Consider the following 18,303-nt stretch of genomic DNA (forward strand, 5'->3'; position numbering starts at 1 on the left):
TCAGGATCCACCGGAACAGCCGATCGCGATCACCGGAATACGCACATGAGCCCGACGGAGACCACCCGCTACATCGCCGGCCAGCATGCCGCCTGGGCCGAGCGGGTGCGGATCGCCGGCATCGAGCCGCAATAGGGCATCCTCAGGCCGGGCAGACGCACCCGGCTGCCCGAGGCCGCGGCGGATCAGGGTCCGCGGCCGCGACGGGCCTTGCGGTCAGCCGCGCGAGACCCTCGTAAGGCCCGGCATCGGCTGCCGCAGGGAGCGCTTCTGCGCGGCGCTGCGGACATCCTCCGAGACGACGAGCACGCGGCTCTCGTGCGAATGCCGGATGTGGCGGCGCGCCGCCTCCTCGGCCCGGGCGGGGTCGCGCGCGCGGATCGCCGCCACGATCTCCGCGTGCTCGGCGAGGGCAGCCGGGATCCGTCCCTCGGCGTTGTAGGTGGTGCGGCCGAGCAGGGGCGTGAAGTTCAGCAGGGACTGCAGGCTCTTGAGCAGGAAGCGGTTATGCGCCGCGCGGTAGACCTGCTCGTGGAAGGCCTGGTTCTCGCGCGCGTGCATCCGGGGGTCGGGCGGCAGGGCGCGCATGGCGTCGAGCGTCGCCGACAGGATACGGATCTCCGTCTCGTCCGCGTTGGCGGCAGCCAGCGACGCGGCGGTGCCCTCCAGGCTCTCGCGTGTCGCGTAGAACTCGCCGATGGCCCGCAGATCGTAGAGGACGACGGCCATGCCGCCGCCCGGCGCGTATTCCAGCAGGCCCTCGGCCTGCAGGCGGCGCATCGCCTCGCGCACGGGCGTGCGGCTCATGCGCAGCCAGCCGGATAGCTCGACCTCCATGATGCGCTGGCCCGGCTCGATCGTGCCCTCGCGGATGGCCTCGTGCAGCATGTCGTAGGCCCATTCGCTCCGGGCCCGGCCGCCGCGCGCCTCTCCCCCGCCGTCCGGACGCGGCGGTCCGGCGTCCATTCCCGGGCTGCCCTCGCGGTCATCCTGCATCGCGCCGCACAGTACAGCCCCGGGCTGCAACGCCACAAGCACGTGGCGGCACGCGGCGGTATGCACGGGCATGAGGTCGTGCGGTAAGCCGGCGCCGCGCCACGCCGTCACGGCTGCGGTTCGGCATCCAGCCGCGCCACGCCCTCCAGCCCCTCGCGCGAGGCAGGATAGCGCTGCAGCACCAGCGGATCATGGCCGGGCACGATGTGCGCGGGGGAAGCGGCCAGACGGTCCATCGCGTCGTACCCGTCCAGCATATCCGAGAGGCTATCCAGGATCGGGAAGGGCCGCCGCTGCTCGAAATTCTCGTAGTAGTGCGAGGCGTCGGAGGCGAGCACCACCCAGCCCCGCCGCGTCCGCGCGCGGACGAACTGGAGGCCGCGCGAATGCCCGCCGACGAGATGGACGCTCAGCCCGGGTGCCAACTCGGCGGCGCCGGCATGGAACTGCGCCCGCCCCTCGAAGATCCGGCCGACCATGGCGGTCACGTCCGCCGCCTCGAAGGGGTGGCGGAGCGTCGCGTGGCACATGCAGCGCCCCGTGCAGTAGCGCATCTCCTCCTCCTGGATGTGGTAGCGGGCGCGGGGGAAGAGGTCGTGGTTCCCGGCATGGTCGTAGTGCATGTGGCTGAGGATCACGTCCCGCACCTCGTCCGGCTCGACCCCGATCGCCTTCAGCCCCTCGGCCACCGGCCGGGTGATGCGGCGCTGGCGCTTGCGGGCCATCGGCTCGTCGAAGCCGGTGTCGAAGACGAAGGTCCCGGCCTCACCGCGCAGGACCCAGACGAAGTAGTCCATCGGCATCGGCCCGTCATGCGGGTCGCCACCGACGAAGTTCTCGCCGCGGCGGCGTTCCCCGTTATGGGCGTAGCGGATGGCGTGGATCTCGTAGACGGACATGGCGGGGTCCCTGCGGGAGCGATGACGGTCGTGCCCTCGCGGCGCGGCGGCGGATGGGATGGATCGCATCGTCCGCGTTCCGCCAACGGAGGCGACCACGGAGGCCGGGTGCCGGAAGCCCGTCTCCCCCTCCCCTGCGATGCGCCGCGGACGCCGGGCCAATCTATCCGGTGGCAGAAAGCGCGCAAGTGGGTGCATGGCGATTCGTGTATGCAAATGGACACATAGCCGTTGACGCCCCTCCGCACGGTCTCTACGTGCCGCCATGGGACGCCGCCGGCGCCGCCGCGACGTTCATGGGCGCGGCCGGCATGGTGCTGGAGGAGGCCGCGGCACGGCGTGCCTGCGAGGCCGTGTTGACGATCGACGAGCGGCCGGTGCGGGAGACGACGGCGGCGCTGGCGCTGAGGGGGTAACGGGCCGGACGCGGCTTGCGGACCAGCACGAGCAGCCTGTCGCGCTTCTTCGCCCGGCACGGCATCACCCGTAAAAAGGGACGGCGTTTGCCGCCGGGCAGGACCGGCCGGACGTAGCGGCCGCGCGCCAGGCCTGGTTCGACAGCCAGCCCGACCTCGACCCGGACCGCCTCGTGTTCCTGGACGAGACCGCGGCGACGACCACCATGGCGCGCCGCTACAGCGAACCGCAGTCCGGTTGGGACTGCGGTTCGCTGTAGTTCGTTGGTCCCGGCGCGGCTTCACGCCGCCGGGCGTGTCCGCCCGCCGGCGATCCGCTCTATGGGCGCTCGGCGTGCGGCCAGCGCTGTCGTCTCCTCGTGCCGCTCGGCCACCGCAGGACGACCACCGTCACCGCCGCTGGCTACGAAGACGATGCAGCCGTCACAACCTGATCGGGAACGGCTCTAGCTGGCGGCGGAGAAAGCGAGGCTCAACTCCTTCGCGCGCGCCACGAGGGGCATGCGGACCGCCTCGACAAACGCCTCGGCCGACAGGCGCATCGCGGGCGCCGCGACGCTCAGCGCCGCCACGGCGATACCGTCGCGCCCAAGCACCGGTGCAGCGAGGACGCGCAGCCCGTTGACGCTGGCCCAGTCGCTCAGCGCGTAGCCGTCGCGCCGGATCGCCGCGAGGCGCTGTCGCAGGGCCTGCGGCGAGTTGACGCCCGCGCCCGGGTCGCTGCGGTCGAGGTCGCTCCCTTCGAGCACCTTCCCGAGATCCGCCTCGGGCAAGAAAGCCAGCAAGGCATGGCCGATGGCAGAGTGGCAGGCCGGAATGCGCGAGCCCACGCGGATGTCCACGCCCATCCGCGCCAGCCCGGCCTGCACGCGCTCGACATAGACGACGTATGTGCCATCCAGCACGCCGAGACTCGCCGCCTCGTTCACCTCGCCCACCAGGCTTCGCAGTACCGGCCGCGCGAGATCCCGTAGTTCCGTGCGCGCGATCGCGTTGAAGCCCAGTTCCAGCGGCTTCAGGGTCAGGCAGAAACGGCGCGTTCCGGGAACCTTCGCGACGTAGCCGAGCGCCACGAGCGTGTTCAGCATCCGGAACGCCGTGCCCGCATCGAGCTCGGCGCGCCGCGCCACGTCGCTCAGCACCAGCTCCGGCTCGGAGGCGGTGAAGGCCTCCAGCACCCGGAAGCCCTTGGCCAGCGAATTCACCAGGCTCTTGGGGTTGCGCGCTTCCGCCATGGTCCCGTCGTCGTTCGCCATGCAGGGGCATCCAACTCCTTGCCCGAAGTCATCCAATTCCTTGCCAGGAAATAGGTTGACAGGCGGTCGGACGAAACCCTAATCGTCTCCAACGGATTACGAATATATTTTCGTATTCCGAAAATCACGTCGCACGACGCAGGAGGAAGCGCCCTGGCCATGGCATCCGACGCCCCATCCAAGGACCGCGACCGACGGCTCCGCATCGCCGTCGACATCGGCGGCACCTTCACCGACCTCGCCGCCTTCGACGAGGCGGCCGGCGAGCTGCGCTTCGGCAAGGCGCTCACCACCCATGGCAGGCTGGTGGACGGCATCCAGGACACGGTGGACGGTGCCGGAATCTCCTTCCAGGACGCGCACCTGTTCCTCCACGGCTCCACCATCGCCATCAACACGCTGCTGGAGCGCACCGGCGCGAAGACGGCGCTGCTCGTGACCGAGGGCTTCCGCGACATCTACGAGATCGGCCGCGTCAACCGGCCGGACGCCTACAACCTGTTCTTCCGCAAGCACGTGCCGCTGGTGGACCGCTCCTCCCGCTACGAGGTGAAGGAGCGGCTGCTGGCGAGCGGCGCGGTGCACAAGCCGCTCGACGAGGACAACCTGCGCGCGACGCTGCGCTCGATCGAGCCCGGCAGCGTCGAGGCGGTGGCGATCCTGCTGCTGCACTCCTACCGCAACCCGGCGCACGAGGTGCGGGTGAAGCAGATCGTGCAGGAGGAGCTGCCCGGCGCCTTCGTCTCCGCCTCGCACGAGCTGAGCCAGGAGTACCGCGAGTTCGAACGCGTCTCGACCGTCGCCGCCAATGCCTATGTCGGCCCGCGCGTGACCACCTATCTCGGCGAGCTTTCCGAGCACCTGGAGCAGCACCGCTTCGGCGGCGCCTTCTTCGTAGTGCAGTCCACGGGCGGCCTGTTCCCGGTGGAGCACGCGCGGCGCGACTGCGTGCGGATGCTGGAATCCGGCCCCGCCGCCGGGGTGATCGGCACCCAGGCGATCTGCGAGCAGCTCGGCATGACCGACGCGATCGCCTTCGACATGGGCGGCACCACCGCCAAGGCCGGGGTGATCCACGAGGGCCGGCCGCTGACCACCGGCTCGGCGCTGATCGGCGGCTACGAGCAGGCGCTGCCGATCCAGATCCCGATGACCGACATCTTCGAGGTCGGCACCGGCGGCGGCTCCATCGCGCGCCTCGGCCAGGGCAACGCGCTGCGCGTCGGGCCGCAGAGCGCGGGCTCGATGCCCGGCCCGGTCTGCTACGGCCGCGGCGGCACCGAGCCCACCGTCACCGATGCGAACCTGATCCTCGGCCGCCTCGACCCCGACAACTTCCTCGGTGGCGAGATGAAGCTCGACCTCGAGGGCGCCAGGGCCGCGATGCACGAGAAGATCGCGGGTCCGCTCGGCATGGACGTGCTGAAGGCCGCCGACGGCATCCTGCGAATCGCGGTGACCGCCATGTCCTATGCGGTGAAGGCGGTGACGACCGAGCGCGGCCTCGACGTGGGCGGCTTCACCATGGCGGTCTACGGTGGCGCCGGGCCGCTGCACGCCTCGGCCATCGCGCGCGAGATCGGCATCCGCAAGGTGATGATCCCCTACGCGCCCGGCTACTTCTCGGCCTACGGCATGCTGTTCAGCGACCTGCGCTACGACTACGTCCGCTCCTGCTTCCGCCGCCTCGGTACGGCGGACTTCGCCGAGATCGAGGCGCTCTACGCCGGCATGGAGCGGGAGGGCGTCTCGGCGATCGAGGGCTCTGCCGTCCGCGCCGAGCGGATCGAGATCCAGCGCGCCGCCGACATGCGCTATGTCGGCCAGGAGCACGCGGTGACGGTGGAGCTTCCGTCCGAGCTGTTCGGGCGCCAGGACCGCGAGGCGATCAAGCGCCAGTTCGACGCGCAGCACGCCATCCGCTACGGCACCAGCGCCCCCGGCGAGCCGGCCGAGCTGGTCAGCCTGCGCGTCACCGTGTCGGGCGTGATGCGCAAGCCCCCGCGCCACACCGTCGCCGCCGGCGGCGAGGCGCCGGAGGACGCGGCGATGGTCCGCCGCAAGCAGGTCTATTTCGGCAGGCTGATGGAGACGCCGGTCTACCGGCGCGACCTGCTGCGCTCGGGCAACCGCATCGCCGGCCCCGCCCTGATCGAGGAGCACGCCTCCACCACGGTGTTGGCGCCGGGCGATGCGCTCGAGGTGGACACCGCCGGCAACCTGCTGATCGCCATCGGGAGCGAAGCGCGATGAACGACAAGAACGCAGCCGGTCCTGCCGTCGATCCGATCACGGTCGAGATCGTCCGCCGCGGCCTTCTCGCCGTCACGGAGGAGATGAAGACCAACCTGACGCGGACCGCCTACAACCTCATCATCTACGAGGCGCTCGACTTCACCGTCGGGCTGTTCACGAAGGATGCCGAGACCATCTCGATCGGTCTCGGCCTGCCGATGTTCATCCGTGGCATGTCGGAGACGGTGCGGGCCAAGATCCGGCACTTCGGCTACGAGAACATCCACGAGGGCGACATCCTCGTCACCAACGACGCCTACACCACCGGCAGCCACCTCAACCACTTCACCTTCACCCTGCCGATCTTCCACCGGGGCGAGCTGATCGGCTTCACCTGCTGCATGGCGCACTGGCTGGATGTCGGCGGCACGCTCGGGACGGTGACCACGGACATCTACTCCGAGGGCATCCAGATCCCGATCATGAAGTATCGCCGCCGCGGCGAGGTGAACCAGGACCTGGTCGACATCATCGCGATGAACGTCCGCCTGGCCGACAAGGCGCTGGGCGACCTGCGGGCGCAGATCGTGGCCGTCACCACCGGCGAGCGGCGCTACCTGGAGCTGGTCGAGCGCTACGGCTGGGACGCGGTGAAGGACTCGATCGCCGTCATCATGGACCAGTCCGAGGCCCTGGCCCGGGCCAACACCATGAACATCCCGGACGGGGTGTACGAGGCCGAGTCCTTCATGGACGATGACGGGCTCGACGTGGGCGAGCCGGTGCCGATCCGCGTGCGCATCGAGAAGCGCGGCGAGGAGATGACCATCGACCTCTCCGACGTGTCGAAGCAGGTCAGGGGCTTCTACAATTCCGGCGTCACCACCGGCATCGCCTGCGCCCAGGTGGCCTACAAGTGCCTCGCGACGCCCACCGACTATCCGGTGAACGAGGGCAGCTTCCGCTCGCTCAAGGTCATCATGCCGATGGGCACGGTGGTCAGCGCCGAGCGGCCGGCGCCGATGCGCGTCTGGATGACCTACCCGATGACGGTGATCGACACGATCTTCAAGGCGATGGCCAAGGCCATCCCGGACCGCGTCGCCGGCGGCCACCACGCGGACCTCGTCTTCCCTAACATCCACGGCCTCAACCCGGCGGACGGCAAGTTCTACATCGTCGGCATCGGGCCGCTCGGCGGCGGCTGGGGTGCCAAGGCGACCGAGGACGGCGTCTCCGCCACCGTCTGCATCAACGACGGCGACACGCACAACAGCCCCTCCGAGCAGCTCGAGGCGAAGTACCCGATCCTGGTCGAGCGCTATGCGCTGCGCGAGGACAGCGGCGGCGCCGGCCGGCACCGTGGTGGCCTGGGCTGCGAGATGGTGGTGCAGGCCCTCGCCCCGTTCCAGCTCACCACCCGCATCGACCGCGTCCACTGCAAGCCCTGGGGCCTGGAAGGCGGCGGCGAGGCGGCGGGAAACGGCATCGGCCTGCGCATCAACGGCGAGTGGAAGACCGAATTCGCCAACGCCAAGGTGTTCAACGTCCGCCTCAGGACCGGCGACGCCTACATGATGCGTTCGGGCGGCGGCGGCGGCTTCGGGCCGGCGACCGAGCGCGAGCCGGCGCGCGTCGCCCGCGACGTGCGCGAGGGCTATGTCAGCCGCGGCGTCGCGCTCAGCGACTACCGTGTCGTGCTCGACGGCAAGGGCGGCGTGGACGAGGCGGCGACCCGGGCCCTGCGCGGACGCACCGACATCGGCACGGCAAGGCCGGCTGCGCCGTCGGGCGACACCGGCCCGCAGCTCGACATGACCCCGGGCTGACGGGACCATGTTCATGGCAACGGGCGAGATGGCATCGGGCGAGGGGCCACCGGCCCTGACGGAGCGGGTCAGGGAGCTCGCCGCCCTCTGGCGCGCGGTGACCTCGCGCCCGCTGCACCCGGTCGGCTGCACCTGCATGGGGCACTTCCTGATCCCGGCGCTGAACGCCCGCGACATGGAGGCCGACATCCTCGACTACATGCGTGGCCGCTACGCCGCCGAGGGCCTCTCGGCCATCGTGGGGCTGCTCGACGCGCGCGAGGCCGAGCGAGAGGCGACGGACATCCCGGCGGAGCCCTTCCGTGCCTGGCTGCAGCGCCTGCCGAAGTCCGGCCTGGAGGCGGCCGCGATCGGCCGCTTCTGCGACGACCTGCTGACCACGCTGCGATCCCTCGACCAGAACAACCGCGACGCCGGCGGCAGCGGCCTCGTCTGCACCTGATTCGGGCGCAAGCCCGCCGACCGCGCCGCCGGCGCCAACGGAACGCCGAAAGGAAGAAGCCATGCGAATCGTGTCGTTCACCATCGAGGGCCGGCCCGCCTACGGCGTGGTCGAGGGCGAGGACGTCCTGTTCAACCCGAGCCCGGCCTGGCCCGACCTGCGCGCCGTGATCGAGGCGGACGCGCTCGGCAGGCTCGCCGACGACGTGCAGGGAGGCCGACGCGTGAAGCTCGCCGCGGTCACCCTGCTCCCCGTCATCCCGAACCCCGGCAAGATCCTCTGCGTCGGGCTGAACTACGAGACGCACCGCCGCGAGACCGGCCGCGCGGTGGTCGAGAACCCGACGATCTTCACCCGCTTCGCCGACAGCCAGGCCGCGCACGGGCAGCCGCTGCTGCGGCCGAAGGTCTCGACCGACTTCGACTACGAGGGCGAGCTCGCCGTGGTGATCGGCAAGGGCGGCCGCTATATCGCGCGCGAGGACGCGATGTCCCACGTCGCCGGCTACTCCTGCTACAACGACGGCTCGGTACGCGACTTCCAGCGCCATACCATCCAGTTCACCCCGGGCAAGAACTTCCCGCAGACCGGCGCCTTCGGCCCCTGGCTGGTCACCGCCGACGAGCTGCCCGATCTCGACAGGCTGCGTCTGACCACGCGGCTGAACGACCAGGTGGTACAGGATACCACGCTCGATCACATGATCTTCGACGTGCCGCGCATCATCGAGTACTGCTCCTCCTTCACGCCGCTCCGCCCCGGCGACGTGATCGCCTCCGGCACCCCGGGCGGTGTCGGCGCCAAGCGCAACCCGCCGCTCTGGATGAAGCCCGGCGACGTCGTCGAGGTGGAGATCTCCGGCATCGGCGTGCTGCGCAACGGGATCGCCGACGAGCAGGCCTGAGGCGCGGCGCGCCCGAACAACCGGAGCAGGCCGAAGGCCGAGGGGGAGGAAATGGACAGGAGAGACTTCGTGGCGGGCGCCGTCGCCCTGGGCGCCGGCCTCGGCCCCGCGCGTCCGGGCCTGGCGCAGGCGGGCGCAGCGGCCGGCGGCTTTCCCGGCCGCCCGATCCGCCTGGTGATCCCTTTCGCGCCGGGCGGCGCGGTGGACAGCATGGGCCGCCTCGTGGCGCAGCGCCTGTCGGAGCAGCTGGGCCAGCCGGTGGTGGTGGACAACCGCGCCGGCGCCAGCGGCACGATCGGCGGGCAGGTCGTGCAACAGGCGGCACCGGACGGCTACAATCTGCTGTTCAGCGCCTCGACGCATGTGATGGCGCGGCAGGTGCTGCGGCACGCCCCCTACGATCCGGTGACGGATTTCACTCCCATGGCGCTGACCGGCAAGGCGCCGCTGCTGATGGTGATGGCGCCAGACCGGCCGCAGACCGACCTGGCCGGCATCATCGCCGATGCGAAGCGCAACCCGGACCGCTGGACCTGCGCCGTCTCGGCGCTCGGCGCGGCAGGACATCTCGCGACACTTCTGTTCCTCAAGCTCGCCGGGCTCGACCTCCTGGTCGCACCCTACCGGGGCACGGCGCCGGCGCTGACCGATGTCGCGGCCGGCAACGCGCAACTGCTGCTCGACTCCATCGCGACACTGCTGCCGCTGGTGCAGAGCAACGGTGTCAAGGGCATTGCCGTCACCACCTCCGCGCGCAGCCCGCTCGCGCCCAACGTCCCGACCGCGGCCGAATCCGGCATGCCGGGCCTGGAGTTCACCTCCTGGTACGGCATCTGGGGTCCGAAGGGCCTGCCCGCCCCGCTGGTGGCACAGCTGGACGCCGCCATTGCCGAGGTCATGCGCAACCCCGCCACCATCGAGCGCGCCGCCGCCATCGGCATCGAGCCCGCCTATCTCGACCAGACGGCGTTCCGACGCTTCATCGCCGAGGACGTATCACGCAACACCGAGCTGCTCCGCAGCGCGAACTTCCAGCCGGAGTGACACCATCCCAGCAGCAACAGTGTCGTAAGGTCCGGCGGTCTCCGCTCGCGGCGCGTTCGCGGCGCCCCCCGGAGGCGGCGGGTCCTTGCGTCTGCTCGGTCGGAGCGGTCGGGAATCCGCTCACCCCGGGCGAGTTCCTCCGGTACATGCGCGACCGGCACGCGATCGGCGCGGCGAGCACGGCCGAACTTCTGGCCGCCGAGCGCGACACCCTCACGACCTGCGGCAGCGGGGATGCGGCGGCAGTACCGGTGGCGGTGCGCGGCCTCCAACGGGGGAGTCCGGTTCCCCCGGCATCCGGGGCTGAGCGGGGGGCGGCGACGTTCCGGCGAGGTAGTCCCCGAGAGGGCGCCATGAGCACGCGCGGCGCAAACGGTCTGCTGGCCCGCGCGGGCCGCAACGGCCCGGCACTCCTCTGCGGCGGCGTGCTGATCGGCCTGGTCGACCTTCGGCGTTCCGCTGCTCACCTACGCCTGCATCCGGGTGGCACGGCCGGGCCCGGATCTCGCCCTCGGCCTCCTGCTCTGCGCCCTCGCGCCCCCGGTCGGCAGCGCCGCGGCGTTCACGGCGATGCTCGGGCTGGGCGCGCCGCTTGCCCTCCTCTTGACGGTCGTTGCGACCCTGGCCGCGCCGCTCTGCCTGCCTCCGCTCGCCGCGGCCATGGCAGGCGCGGCGCTGGCGATCGACCCGCTCGCGATGTCGCTCCGGCCCGGCGCGATCGTCGGCGCCGCGGCGCTGGCCGCTTGGCGCCTGCGGTGCCACGCCGGACGGTGGGTCGCTGACAACCCGAACGCCATGACAGGCATCACCAGCTCCCGCTGGTGGCCATCGGCGCCATGCGCAGCATGCGCGAGCGGATCGCGGCGGCGCCCGGCCAGGCGGTGCTGCTCGAGGTCGGCGAGCCCGCCGCCCTGTGACGGCATGGTCGCGCCCTCAGATTCCGGACGGTCGCCTCCGACGGCGCGGGCCCCGCCCGGATGCATGGTCCTGCCAGGGCACTTGCGGACCGTGGAAATTGGTCATACCAATCTGGTACTACCAATCGGGATTCTCCACGCTTGGCTTCCACCGAACCCTCGGCCGGCCTGATCCAGCGCCTGCTCCCCTACATCCACGAGCGGCGCCTCGCCCCCGGCGACCGCCTGCCCTCTGAGCGCGACCTCGCCGAGCGCTTCGGCGTCGGGCGCGGGGCGGTGCGGGAGGCGATCGCGGTGCTGGAGACGCTGCGCATGGTGGAGCGGCGGCCGAATTCCGGCATCTACCTCCGCCCCGTCGAGTCCGAGGGCAGCGTCGAGGCGCTGGTGCTGCAGGCCGGCATCGGCGTGCCGCTTTCGCCCGCCGAAGTGCGCGAGATCGTCGAGCTGCGCAGCCTGCTGGAGGTCCAGGCCATCGCCCTGGCCTGCGAGCGGCGCGAGGCGGCGCATCTGGCGCAGCTCGATGGCATCCTGGCCGAGAGCGAGCGGCTGCTGGCCGCCGGCGGCACGCTGACCGATCTCGACGCCGCCTTCCATCTCGCCGTGGTCGAGGCGGTGGGCAACCGCGTCTTCCTGCGGCTGGTCAACGCCTTCTACCTGCTCTCGCGCCAGCGCCGGCAGCGCTTCTTCGCCGAGAGCGGCCAGAGCGCCGCCTCTCACGCCCAGCACGTCGCCATGCGCGATGCCATCGCGGCGCGGGAGGCCGACCGGGCCGTGGCGCTGATGCGCCGGCACCTGAAGGGCGTGGAAAGTCACTGGATGGTGCTGCTCGGCCGCGACGGCCAGCCCGACCGGTCCGGCTGAGCGGCGGCGCGCCGACGACGCATTCCCCGGGGGAAACGACTCCACGATGAAGATCACCGACGTCACCTGCCACATCCTGCAAGCCAAGGTGGACCAGCCCTTCACCTCGGCGCGCGGCTGGCTCTACACCACCCGCGCCTCCTGCCTCGTCGAGATCGCCACCGATGCCGGCATCACCGGCTGGGGCGAGTGCTACGGCCCGGCGGCCGTCAACAAGGCCATCATCGAGACGCAGTACCGCGGCCGCGTCATCGGCCGCGATCCCTTCGACGTCGAGGTGGTGTGGGAGGACCTCTACAACCGCATCAAGGACTATGGCCTGAGCGGCATGACCATCACCGCGCTGTCGGGCATCGACATCGCGCTGTGGGACATCATCGGCCGCGCCGTGGGCAGGCCGATCCACAAGCTGATCGGCGGCGCCCATCGCACCGAGGTCCAGGCCTATGCCACCGGCCTCTACTTCATCGACCTCGACAACCTGGTCGGCGAGGCGGTGGAGGAGGCGCGGGAGTACGCCGAGCAGGGCTTCCGCGCCATCAAGATGAAGATCGGCCTCGGCGATCCGAAGCTCGACCTCGCGCGGGTGAAGGCGGTGCGCGAGGCGATCGGGCCGGACGTGAAGCTCGCCGTGGACGCCAACCACTGCTTCACCGTGCCGCAGGCGATCCGCCTCGGCCGGATGCTGGAGCCGCTCGACATCCTCTGGTTCGAGGAACCGATCAGCCCGGAGGACCATGACGGCTATGTCGAGGTCAGCCGTGCCCTCGACATGGCCGTGGCCGGCGGCGAGAACGACTTCACCCGCTGGGGCTTCCGCGACGTGATCGCGCGCAAGGCGATGGACATCGTGCAGCCCGATGTCTGCGCCGCCGGCGGCATCAGCGAGTGCCGCAAGATCGCCGCCCTGGCCTCCGCGCACGGGGTGGAGTGCGTGCCGCATGCCTGGGGCTCCGCCATCGGCCTGGCCGCCACGGTGCAGTTCCTGGCGGCGCTGCCCGACACCCCGCCCGCCTTCCGCCCCATCTCCCCCATGCTGGAATTCGAGCAGACGCCGAACCCGCTGCGCGACGACCTCGCGCGCGAGCCGATCCGCCAGCACGGCGGCATCGTGCGCGTGCCGGACGGCCCGGGCCTCGGCATCGAGGTCGACCGCGACGTGCTGCAACGCTACCGGGTGGCCTGAGCCATGCTGGTCGCGCTGACCGACCCGATCGAGCCCATCGGCGAAGCCATCCTGCGCGAGGCGGGCCACGACACCCGCCTCGCCACGGACCGCTCGCCGGACGGGCTGCGCCGCCTCCTCGCCGGGGCCGACGCGGTGATCGTGCGGACGAAGCTGCCGGAGGACGTGATCGACCACGCGCCGCGCCTGCTCGCTGCCGTGCGGCACGGCGCCGGGGTGGACCTGATCCCGATGGAGGCGGCCACGCGCCAGGGCGTCGTCGTCGCCAACGTCCCCGGCGCCAACGCCAATGCCGTGGCGGAATTCGTGGTGGCGCAGATGCTCGCCGCCGCCCGCCGCGTCGGGACGATGAGCGACACGCTGCGCCGCGAGGGCTGGGGCGTCGCGCGCGCCCTGGCGGCGCCGGCGGCGGAGCTGGCCGGCGCCACGCTCGGCATCGTCGGGGTCGGCGCCATCGGCTCGCGCCTCGCCGCGATCTGCGGCCAGGGCTTCGGCATGCGCGTGCTCGGCCATCGCCGCAACGCCGCCGGCCTGCCGCCGGGCGTGGCCTATGCCGACCTGCCGACTCTGTTCGCCGAAAGCGACTGGGTGGTGCTGGCCTGCCCGCTCACGCCAGAGACGCGCGGCCTCGCCTCGGCCGCGATGCTGGCGCGGATGAAGCCGACGGCGTGGCTGGTCAACGTCGCGCGCGGCCCGGTGGCGGAGGAGGCGGCGGTCGCGGCGGCGCTGCGCGAGGGCCGGATCGCCGGCGCCGCGCTCGACGTCTTCGCCACGCAGCCGCTGCCGGAGGATCACGAGTTCCGCGCCCTGCCGAACGCGATCCTGACGCCGCACGCCGCCAGCCTCACCGTGCAGTCCGTGACCGCGATGAGCCGCATCTCGGCCACGGACACGGTCCGCATCCTCGCGGGGCAGCGGCCCCGCCACTTCGTCAATCCCGAGTGCTGGCCGGCGGCGCAGGCGCGGCGCCGCGCGCTCGGCCATCCCATCCCGGAGGAAACGCCCGCATGAGGATCAGCCGCGTCGAGGCCACCTGGTGCCGGGTGCCCATCCCCTACGAGAAGCAGCACACCTCCGATTTCGGCCGCGTCGGCTCCTTCGACAGCGTGATCGTGCGGGTGGAGACCGAATGCGGCCTGACCGGCTGGGGCGAGGCCAAGGCCGGCGTCGGCAGCGCCGCCGCCTGCGCCGGCCTCGCCGCCATCGTCAACCTCGACTACGCGCCGCTGCTGCTGGGGCGCGACCCGCGCGACATCAGCCTGCTGTGGGACGTGATGTACAACACGCCGCGCGAGGGCTACGCGGTGGCCGATGGCCACGGCCTGCCGCAGCTCGGCCGGCGCGGGCTCTCCGTCGCCGCCATCGCCGGCGTCGACATCGCGCTTTGGGACATCCTCGGCAAGTCGCTCAACGTCCCGGTCTGGCGCCTGCTCGGCGGCCGCCGCGCCGAGCGCATGCCGGCCTACGCCTCCGGCGGCTGGGCCCCTGCCGATCGGATCGGCGAGCAATTGCTCGGCTATGTCCGCCAGGGCTTCCGCGGCGTGAAGATGCGGGTCGGGGTGATGGACGGCTCACCCGCCCGCTCCGCCGCCCGCGTCCGCGCGGCGCGCGCGGCGCTGGGCCCCGACATCCGCCTGATGGCCGATGCCCACGGCACCTGGACCGTCGCCGAGGCCAGGGCCTTCTGCCGCATGGTCGAGGATTGCGACCTGTTCTGGTTCGAGGAGCCGGTCAGCGCCGACGACAAGCGCGGCTTGGCCGAGGTCCGCGCCTGCTCCACCGTGCCCATCTCCACCGGCGAGAGCGAGTTCACCCGCCATGACTTCCGCGAGATCGCCGAGCTGCGCGGCGCCGACGTGCTGCAGCCCGACCTCGCCATCGCCGGCGGCCTCACCGAGGGCATGCGGATCGGCGCCATCGCCAGCGCCTTCAACCTCCGCCTCGCGCCGCATCTCTGGTCCGGCGCGCCGGCCTTCGCGGCGGGGCTGCACCTCGCGGCGACGCAGCCGGCCGGCTTCATCGTGGAGTACTCGCTCGGCCACAACCCGATGCTGCACGAGCTGATCGAGGAGAGCTTCCCCGCCGAGGACGGCATGGTGGCGATCCCCGACCGCCCCGGCCTCGGCATCACCGTGCGTGACTCCTTCCTCCGCGAGTACGGACAGGTGGCCCGATGAGGATCGTCGAGATCAAGGCCTATCCCACCAGCTTCCCGGTGCCGCCCGACGGCGGCGTGAAGCTCGGCATCGGCCGCGCCGTGAAGCGCGACGCCGTGGTGGTGAAGGTGACGACCGAGGACGGGATCGTCGGCTGGGGCGAAAGCCATCACGGCCGCGCCCATACCGCCGTCGCCGCGCTGATCGAGACCACCCTGTCGCGCCTGATCCTCGGGATGGACGCGACCGACACCACCGGCATCTGGGCGAAGGTCTACAGGTACCAGCTCGCCAGCCACGGCATGGGCGCCGGCACCTCGCTCGCCCTGTCCGGTATCGACATGGCGCTGTGGGACATCCGCGGCAAGGCGGCGGGCTGGCCGCTCTACCGGCTGCTCGGCGGCGCCGCGAAGCCCATCCCCGCCTATGCCGGCGGCATCGCGCTGGGCTACCAGGAGCCGCGCGCGCTGGTCGAGGAGGCGCGGCCCTTCCTGGAAGCCGGCTACCGCGCCCTGAAGCTGCGCATCGGCGACACGGTGGCCGACGACATCGCCCGCATGCGGGCGGTGCGCGAGGCCTTCGGCCCCGACCTCGCCATCCTCACCGATGCCAACACCGGCTACGACATCGCCATGGCGCGCCGCGTCATGCCGGCGATGGACGAGCTCGACATCGGTTGGCTGGAGGAACCCTTCCCGGCCCACGACCACCGCAGCTACCTCCAGGCGAAGGGCTTCGGCCGCACGCCGCTGGCGGCCGGCGAGAACCACTTCACCCGCTTCGAATTCACCCGCGTGCTGGAGGACGGCGCCATCACCATCTGGCAGCCGGACCTTTCCAAGTCCGGCGGCATCACCGAGGTGCTGCGCATCGCCGCCATGGCCTCGGCCTTCAAGATCCCGGTGCACCCGCATTCCTCGATGACCGGCATCAACCAGGCGGCCTCCATCCACCTGCTCGCGGCACTCGACAATGGCGGCTACTTCGAGGCCGACATCTCCAAGGCCAACCGCTTCCGCGACCAGCTCGTCAGCGAACCCTGGCGCATCGGATCGGATGGGTGCGTGCGGCCGCTGGAAGGCCCGGGCATCGGCGTGGAGGTGGACGAGGATTTCCTGCGCCGGCACCCGGCGATCGAGGGGCCGGGGTACGTCTGAGGCCGACGGGGCCAGTGGTCGACCGGCGTGCCGGGGAAGGCGCTGCCTTCCCCGGACCCCATCCGCCAAGAACCTCAGGTTCTCGGATCTCCGCTGGCGTTTGAGCCCGGATGTTGCTGCGTCCGGGCCGTCTTGAACGAAAACGGGGTCTCGAAGGGGGCTTCACCCCCCGAAGGTCCCTTGGCGCGGGAGAGTGCGGAGAGGGCAGTGCCCTCTTTGCACCCCCGGGGCGCAGCCCCGGCCCCGCACCGAACCAGGAACTGCAATGACCGGGGGATTCGTACCATGCCAAGCCTCACCCGCCGTGCCACACTGCTCGGCGCCGCGCTGCTCGGTGCCGCGCACCAGCCGGCCGCCGCGCAGGACGCACCCTTCCTCGATCACGAGGTCCGCTTCATCAACCCCTTCGCGCCGGGCGGCACCTCCGACCTTCTGGGCCGCATCCTGGCCGAGCAGCTCTCGCAACAGGTCGGCCAGCGCGTGGTGGTGGACAACCGCACCGGCGCCGGCGGCGTGATCGCCGCCGCCGAGGCGGCACGCGCCGCGCCGGATGGCCACACCATCATGCTCGGCGCCATGGGACAGATGACGGTGGCGCCGCAGATGCAGCGTCTGCCCTACGATCCCGACGCCGACCTGACGCCGATCGTCAACGTCGCCAACGTCTACAACATCCTCGTCGCCGCGCCGAACAGCCCGATCCGCACCTGGCAGGATCTCGCGCGGATCGGCAGGGAGCGGCCGGGCCGGCTGAGCTGCGGCACCGTCGGCGCGGGGTCGAGCCAGCAGCTTTCCTGCGTGATGTTCATGTCGATGACCGGCGCGCGGCTGGAGCAGATCCCCTATCGCGGCGGCGCGCCGGCGATCCTCGACATGACGGCCGGGCGCGTCGACGTCATGTTCGGCAACATGCCCGAGTACATGGCGCAGATCCGCGACGGCGGTTTGCGCGCCATCGCCTATGGCGCCGCCGAGCCCTCGCCGCTGCTGCCGGACCTGCCGGTGATCTCCCGTACCGGCCTGCCGGATTTCGTGATCGACAACTGGTTCGGCGTGGTCGGTCCCGGCCACATGCCGCCGGCCCTGGTGGCGCGATGGAATGCCGAGGTGAACCGCGCCCTGCAGGCGCCCGAGGTTCGTCGCCGCTTCGCCGCGAACGGGCTGCGCGCCATCGGCGGCAGCCAGGACGGGTTCCAGCGGCAGATCGCGGCCGACAAGGCGCGCTGGGGCATATTGCTGCGGGAACACAACATCAGGACGGAGTAGGAGGCTGGTGATCCTCCCTCGAGTTGATGGACACCCTTGAGTAAGCTCCACGGGAGCGAGGAAGGTGTCATGAGCAAGGCGCGGCGGGAGTTCACGCCGGAGTTTAAGCGCGAGGCGGTCGAACTGCTGCGCTCGAGCGGTCGCCCCCTGACCCGGGTGGCGGCCGAACTGGGGATCCAGCCCTCGATGCTGCGCAACTGACGCGCGGTGCAGGGCGGTGAGGCACCGCGGTCACGGGCCATGGCGCCTGCGGCACGGCCTGTCCCTGCGGTTCTGTCAGCACTCGCGTCAAAGAGGATGCGAGGCATGGGTGGCGTGGTTGATCTACGCGGATTGCAGGATGCCGAGCGCGGCAGTGGCGCGGCGGCGTTGAAGGAGGCGGCGTCGATCAGCAGAAACATGCCGGCTGTGTCGGGAGCGGAGGCGGAGATGGTTGCGGAGTTCATCGTAGCCACGACAGAACCGCTCGACTGGGGTGAAGCTCTTGAAGCCGCGCATACATCGGAACCGGCCTTTGAGGCCGCGGTGGTCCTGCGCCAGGCCATTACTGACAAGGCCGTCAAATAGGTATCATATTGTCTATGCGGCGTAGCGGACGGAAGGGGCCTGGAAGAAGGGCCGGACCTTGGCGGGGCGTCGTTGCAAGCGGCGCCTGCGGGCGGTCAGGCCGGCCTTGAGCGTGGCCTTGTCCCTGGGTAGGGTCTTAGGGCGGTCGGCGACAGCGTGGTCGATCGGCTGA

Annotated in this window: 16 protein-coding genes and 2 pseudogenes; 15 read left to right on the forward strand and 3 right to left on the reverse strand. The window is 71.2% G+C overall.

Translation table 11 applies throughout. The annotated features are described in order from the left end of the window. Positions 1-216: 216 nt before the first annotated feature. Complete coding sequence (locus M0638_RS26085; RefSeq protein ID WP_248669879.1) at positions 217-966, reverse strand: GntR family transcriptional regulator; 750 nt, start codon at positions 964-966, stop codon at positions 217-219. Between the two features lie 137 nt (positions 967-1,103). Beyond that, complete coding sequence (locus M0638_RS26090; RefSeq protein WP_248669880.1) at positions 1,104-1,895, reverse strand: N-acyl homoserine lactonase family protein; 792 nt, start codon at positions 1,893-1,895, stop codon at positions 1,104-1,106. Between the two features lie 257 nt (positions 1,896-2,152). Between M0638_RS26090 and M0638_RS26095 the strand changes: the two genes are divergently transcribed. Together M0638_RS26095 and M0638_RS29305 are read left to right on the forward strand one after the other, a co-directional pair. Beyond that, positions 2,153-2,311, forward strand: a complete 159-nt coding sequence (locus tag M0638_RS26095; protein ID WP_248669881.1) for a hypothetical protein — start codon at positions 2,153-2,155, stop codon at positions 2,309-2,311. 3 nt (positions 2,312-2,314) lie between these two features. Next, a pseudogene (locus M0638_RS29305) lies at positions 2,315-2,712 on the forward strand (hypothetical protein); the annotation flags it as partial. 45 nt (positions 2,713-2,757) lie between these two features. Here M0638_RS29305 and M0638_RS26105 read toward each other — a convergent pair. Then, a complete protein-coding gene (locus tag M0638_RS26105; RefSeq protein ID WP_248669882.1) occupies positions 2,758-3,567 on the reverse strand; it encodes an IclR family transcriptional regulator in 810 nt (269 codons plus the stop codon). A 159-nt stretch (positions 3,568-3,726) separates the two neighbouring features. Between M0638_RS26105 and M0638_RS26110 the strand changes: the two genes are divergently transcribed. The 13 genes and pseudogenes from M0638_RS26110 (at position 3,727) to M0638_RS26170 (ending at position 18,131) form a co-directional block, all read left to right on the forward strand. After that, positions 3,727-5,820, forward strand: coding sequence for a hydantoinase/oxoprolinase family protein (locus M0638_RS26110; RefSeq protein WP_248669883.1), 2,094 nt, complete (start codon positions 3,727-3,729; stop codon positions 5,818-5,820). Beyond that, positions 5,817-7,631 (forward strand): hydantoinase B/oxoprolinase family protein, encoded by a 1,815-nt coding sequence (locus M0638_RS26115; protein WP_248669884.1) that lies wholly within the window; start codon positions 5,817-5,819, stop codon positions 7,629-7,631. The genes M0638_RS26110 and M0638_RS26115 overlap by 4 nt, the downstream gene beginning before the upstream one ends. 13 nt (positions 7,632-7,644) lie before the next feature. Beyond that, positions 7,645-8,073: a hypothetical protein gene (locus M0638_RS26120; RefSeq protein WP_248669885.1), complete on the forward strand. Its 429-nt coding sequence runs from the start codon at positions 7,645-7,647 to the stop codon at positions 8,071-8,073. Between the two features lie 61 nt (positions 8,074-8,134). After that, positions 8,135-8,977, forward strand: coding sequence for a fumarylacetoacetate hydrolase family protein (locus M0638_RS26125; protein WP_248669886.1), 843 nt, complete (start codon positions 8,135-8,137; stop codon positions 8,975-8,977). Between the two features lie 69 nt (positions 8,978-9,046). After that, entirely contained in the window at positions 9,047-10,021 is a 975-nt protein-coding gene (locus tag M0638_RS26130) for a Bug family tripartite tricarboxylate transporter substrate binding protein (protein ID WP_248669887.1), read from the forward strand. 1,058 nt (positions 10,022-11,079) lie between these two features. Beyond that, a complete protein-coding gene (locus tag M0638_RS26135; RefSeq protein WP_248669888.1) occupies positions 11,080-11,799 on the forward strand; it encodes a FadR/GntR family transcriptional regulator in 720 nt (239 codons plus the stop codon). Between the two features lie 46 nt (positions 11,800-11,845). Continuing rightward, positions 11,846-12,985 (forward strand): mandelate racemase/muconate lactonizing enzyme family protein, encoded by a 1,140-nt coding sequence (locus M0638_RS26140; RefSeq protein ID WP_248669889.1) that lies wholly within the window; start codon positions 11,846-11,848, stop codon positions 12,983-12,985. A 3-nt stretch (positions 12,986-12,988) separates the two neighbouring features. After that, the gene (locus tag M0638_RS26145) at positions 12,989-13,996 is read left to right on the forward strand and encodes an NAD(P)-dependent oxidoreductase (protein ID WP_248669890.1); all 1,008 of its coding nucleotides are present in this window, start codon (positions 12,989-12,991) and stop codon (positions 13,994-13,996) included. Then, positions 13,993-15,162 (forward strand): mandelate racemase/muconate lactonizing enzyme family protein, encoded by a 1,170-nt coding sequence (locus M0638_RS26150; protein ID WP_248669891.1) that lies wholly within the window; start codon positions 13,993-13,995, stop codon positions 15,160-15,162. The genes M0638_RS26145 and M0638_RS26150 overlap by 4 nt, the downstream gene beginning before the upstream one ends. Beyond that, positions 15,159-16,298: a mandelate racemase/muconate lactonizing enzyme family protein gene (locus tag M0638_RS26155; RefSeq protein WP_248669892.1), complete on the forward strand. Its 1,140-nt coding sequence runs from the start codon at positions 15,159-15,161 to the stop codon at positions 16,296-16,298. The genes M0638_RS26150 and M0638_RS26155 overlap by 4 nt, the downstream gene beginning before the upstream one ends. 285 nt (positions 16,299-16,583) lie before the next feature. Beyond that, positions 16,584-17,564 (forward strand): Bug family tripartite tricarboxylate transporter substrate binding protein, encoded by a 981-nt coding sequence (locus M0638_RS26160; RefSeq protein WP_248669893.1) that lies wholly within the window; start codon positions 16,584-16,586, stop codon positions 17,562-17,564. Positions 17,565-17,633: 69 nt separating this feature from the next. Beyond that, positions 17,634-17,831: pseudogene (locus tag M0638_RS26165) on the forward strand (transposase); the annotation flags it as partial. 39 nt (positions 17,832-17,870) lie between these two features. Further along, positions 17,871-18,131 (forward strand): hypothetical protein, encoded by a 261-nt coding sequence (locus tag M0638_RS26170; protein ID WP_248669894.1) that lies wholly within the window; start codon positions 17,871-17,873, stop codon positions 18,129-18,131. The last annotated feature ends 172 nt before the right edge of the window (positions 18,132-18,303 follow it).

The organism is Roseomonas acroporae, from assembly GCF_023223525.1.
Taxonomy (GTDB): Bacteria; Pseudomonadota; Alphaproteobacteria; order Acetobacterales; family Acetobacteraceae; genus Roseomonas_E; species Roseomonas_E acroporae.

Bases quoted from the DNA above. Each gene is read 5' to 3' on its own strand.
- M0638_RS26085 (WP_248669879.1), bottom strand. From the start codon at position 966: ATGGACGCCGGACCGCCGCGTCCGGACGGCGGGGGAGAGGCGCGCGGC.
- M0638_RS26090 (WP_248669880.1), bottom strand. From the start codon at position 1,895: ATGTCCGTCTACGAGATCCACGCCATCCGCTACGCCCATAACGGGGAA.
- M0638_RS26105 (WP_248669882.1), bottom strand. From the start codon at position 3,567: ATGGCGAACGACGACGGGACCATGGCGGAAGCGCGCAACCCCAAGAGC.
- M0638_RS26110 (WP_248669883.1), top strand. From the start codon at position 3,727: ATGGCATCCGACGCCCCATCCAAGGACCGCGACCGACGGCTCCGCATC.
- M0638_RS26115 (WP_248669884.1), top strand. From the start codon at position 5,817: ATGAACGACAAGAACGCAGCCGGTCCTGCCGTCGATCCGATCACGGTC.
- M0638_RS26120 (WP_248669885.1), top strand. From the start codon at position 7,645: ATGGCAACGGGCGAGATGGCATCGGGCGAGGGGCCACCGGCCCTGACG.
- M0638_RS26125 (WP_248669886.1), top strand. From the start codon at position 8,135: ATGCGAATCGTGTCGTTCACCATCGAGGGCCGGCCCGCCTACGGCGTG.
- M0638_RS26140 (WP_248669889.1), top strand. From the start codon at position 11,846: ATGAAGATCACCGACGTCACCTGCCACATCCTGCAAGCCAAGGTGGAC.
- M0638_RS26145 (WP_248669890.1), top strand. From the start codon at position 12,989: ATGCTGGTCGCGCTGACCGACCCGATCGAGCCCATCGGCGAAGCCATC.
- M0638_RS26150 (WP_248669891.1), top strand. From the start codon at position 13,993: ATGAGGATCAGCCGCGTCGAGGCCACCTGGTGCCGGGTGCCCATCCCC.
- M0638_RS26155 (WP_248669892.1), top strand. From the start codon at position 15,159: ATGAGGATCGTCGAGATCAAGGCCTATCCCACCAGCTTCCCGGTGCCG.
- M0638_RS26160 (WP_248669893.1), top strand. From the start codon at position 16,584: ATGCCAAGCCTCACCCGCCGTGCCACACTGCTCGGCGCCGCGCTGCTC.
- M0638_RS26170 (WP_248669894.1), top strand. From the start codon at position 17,871: ATGGGTGGCGTGGTTGATCTACGCGGATTGCAGGATGCCGAGCGCGGC.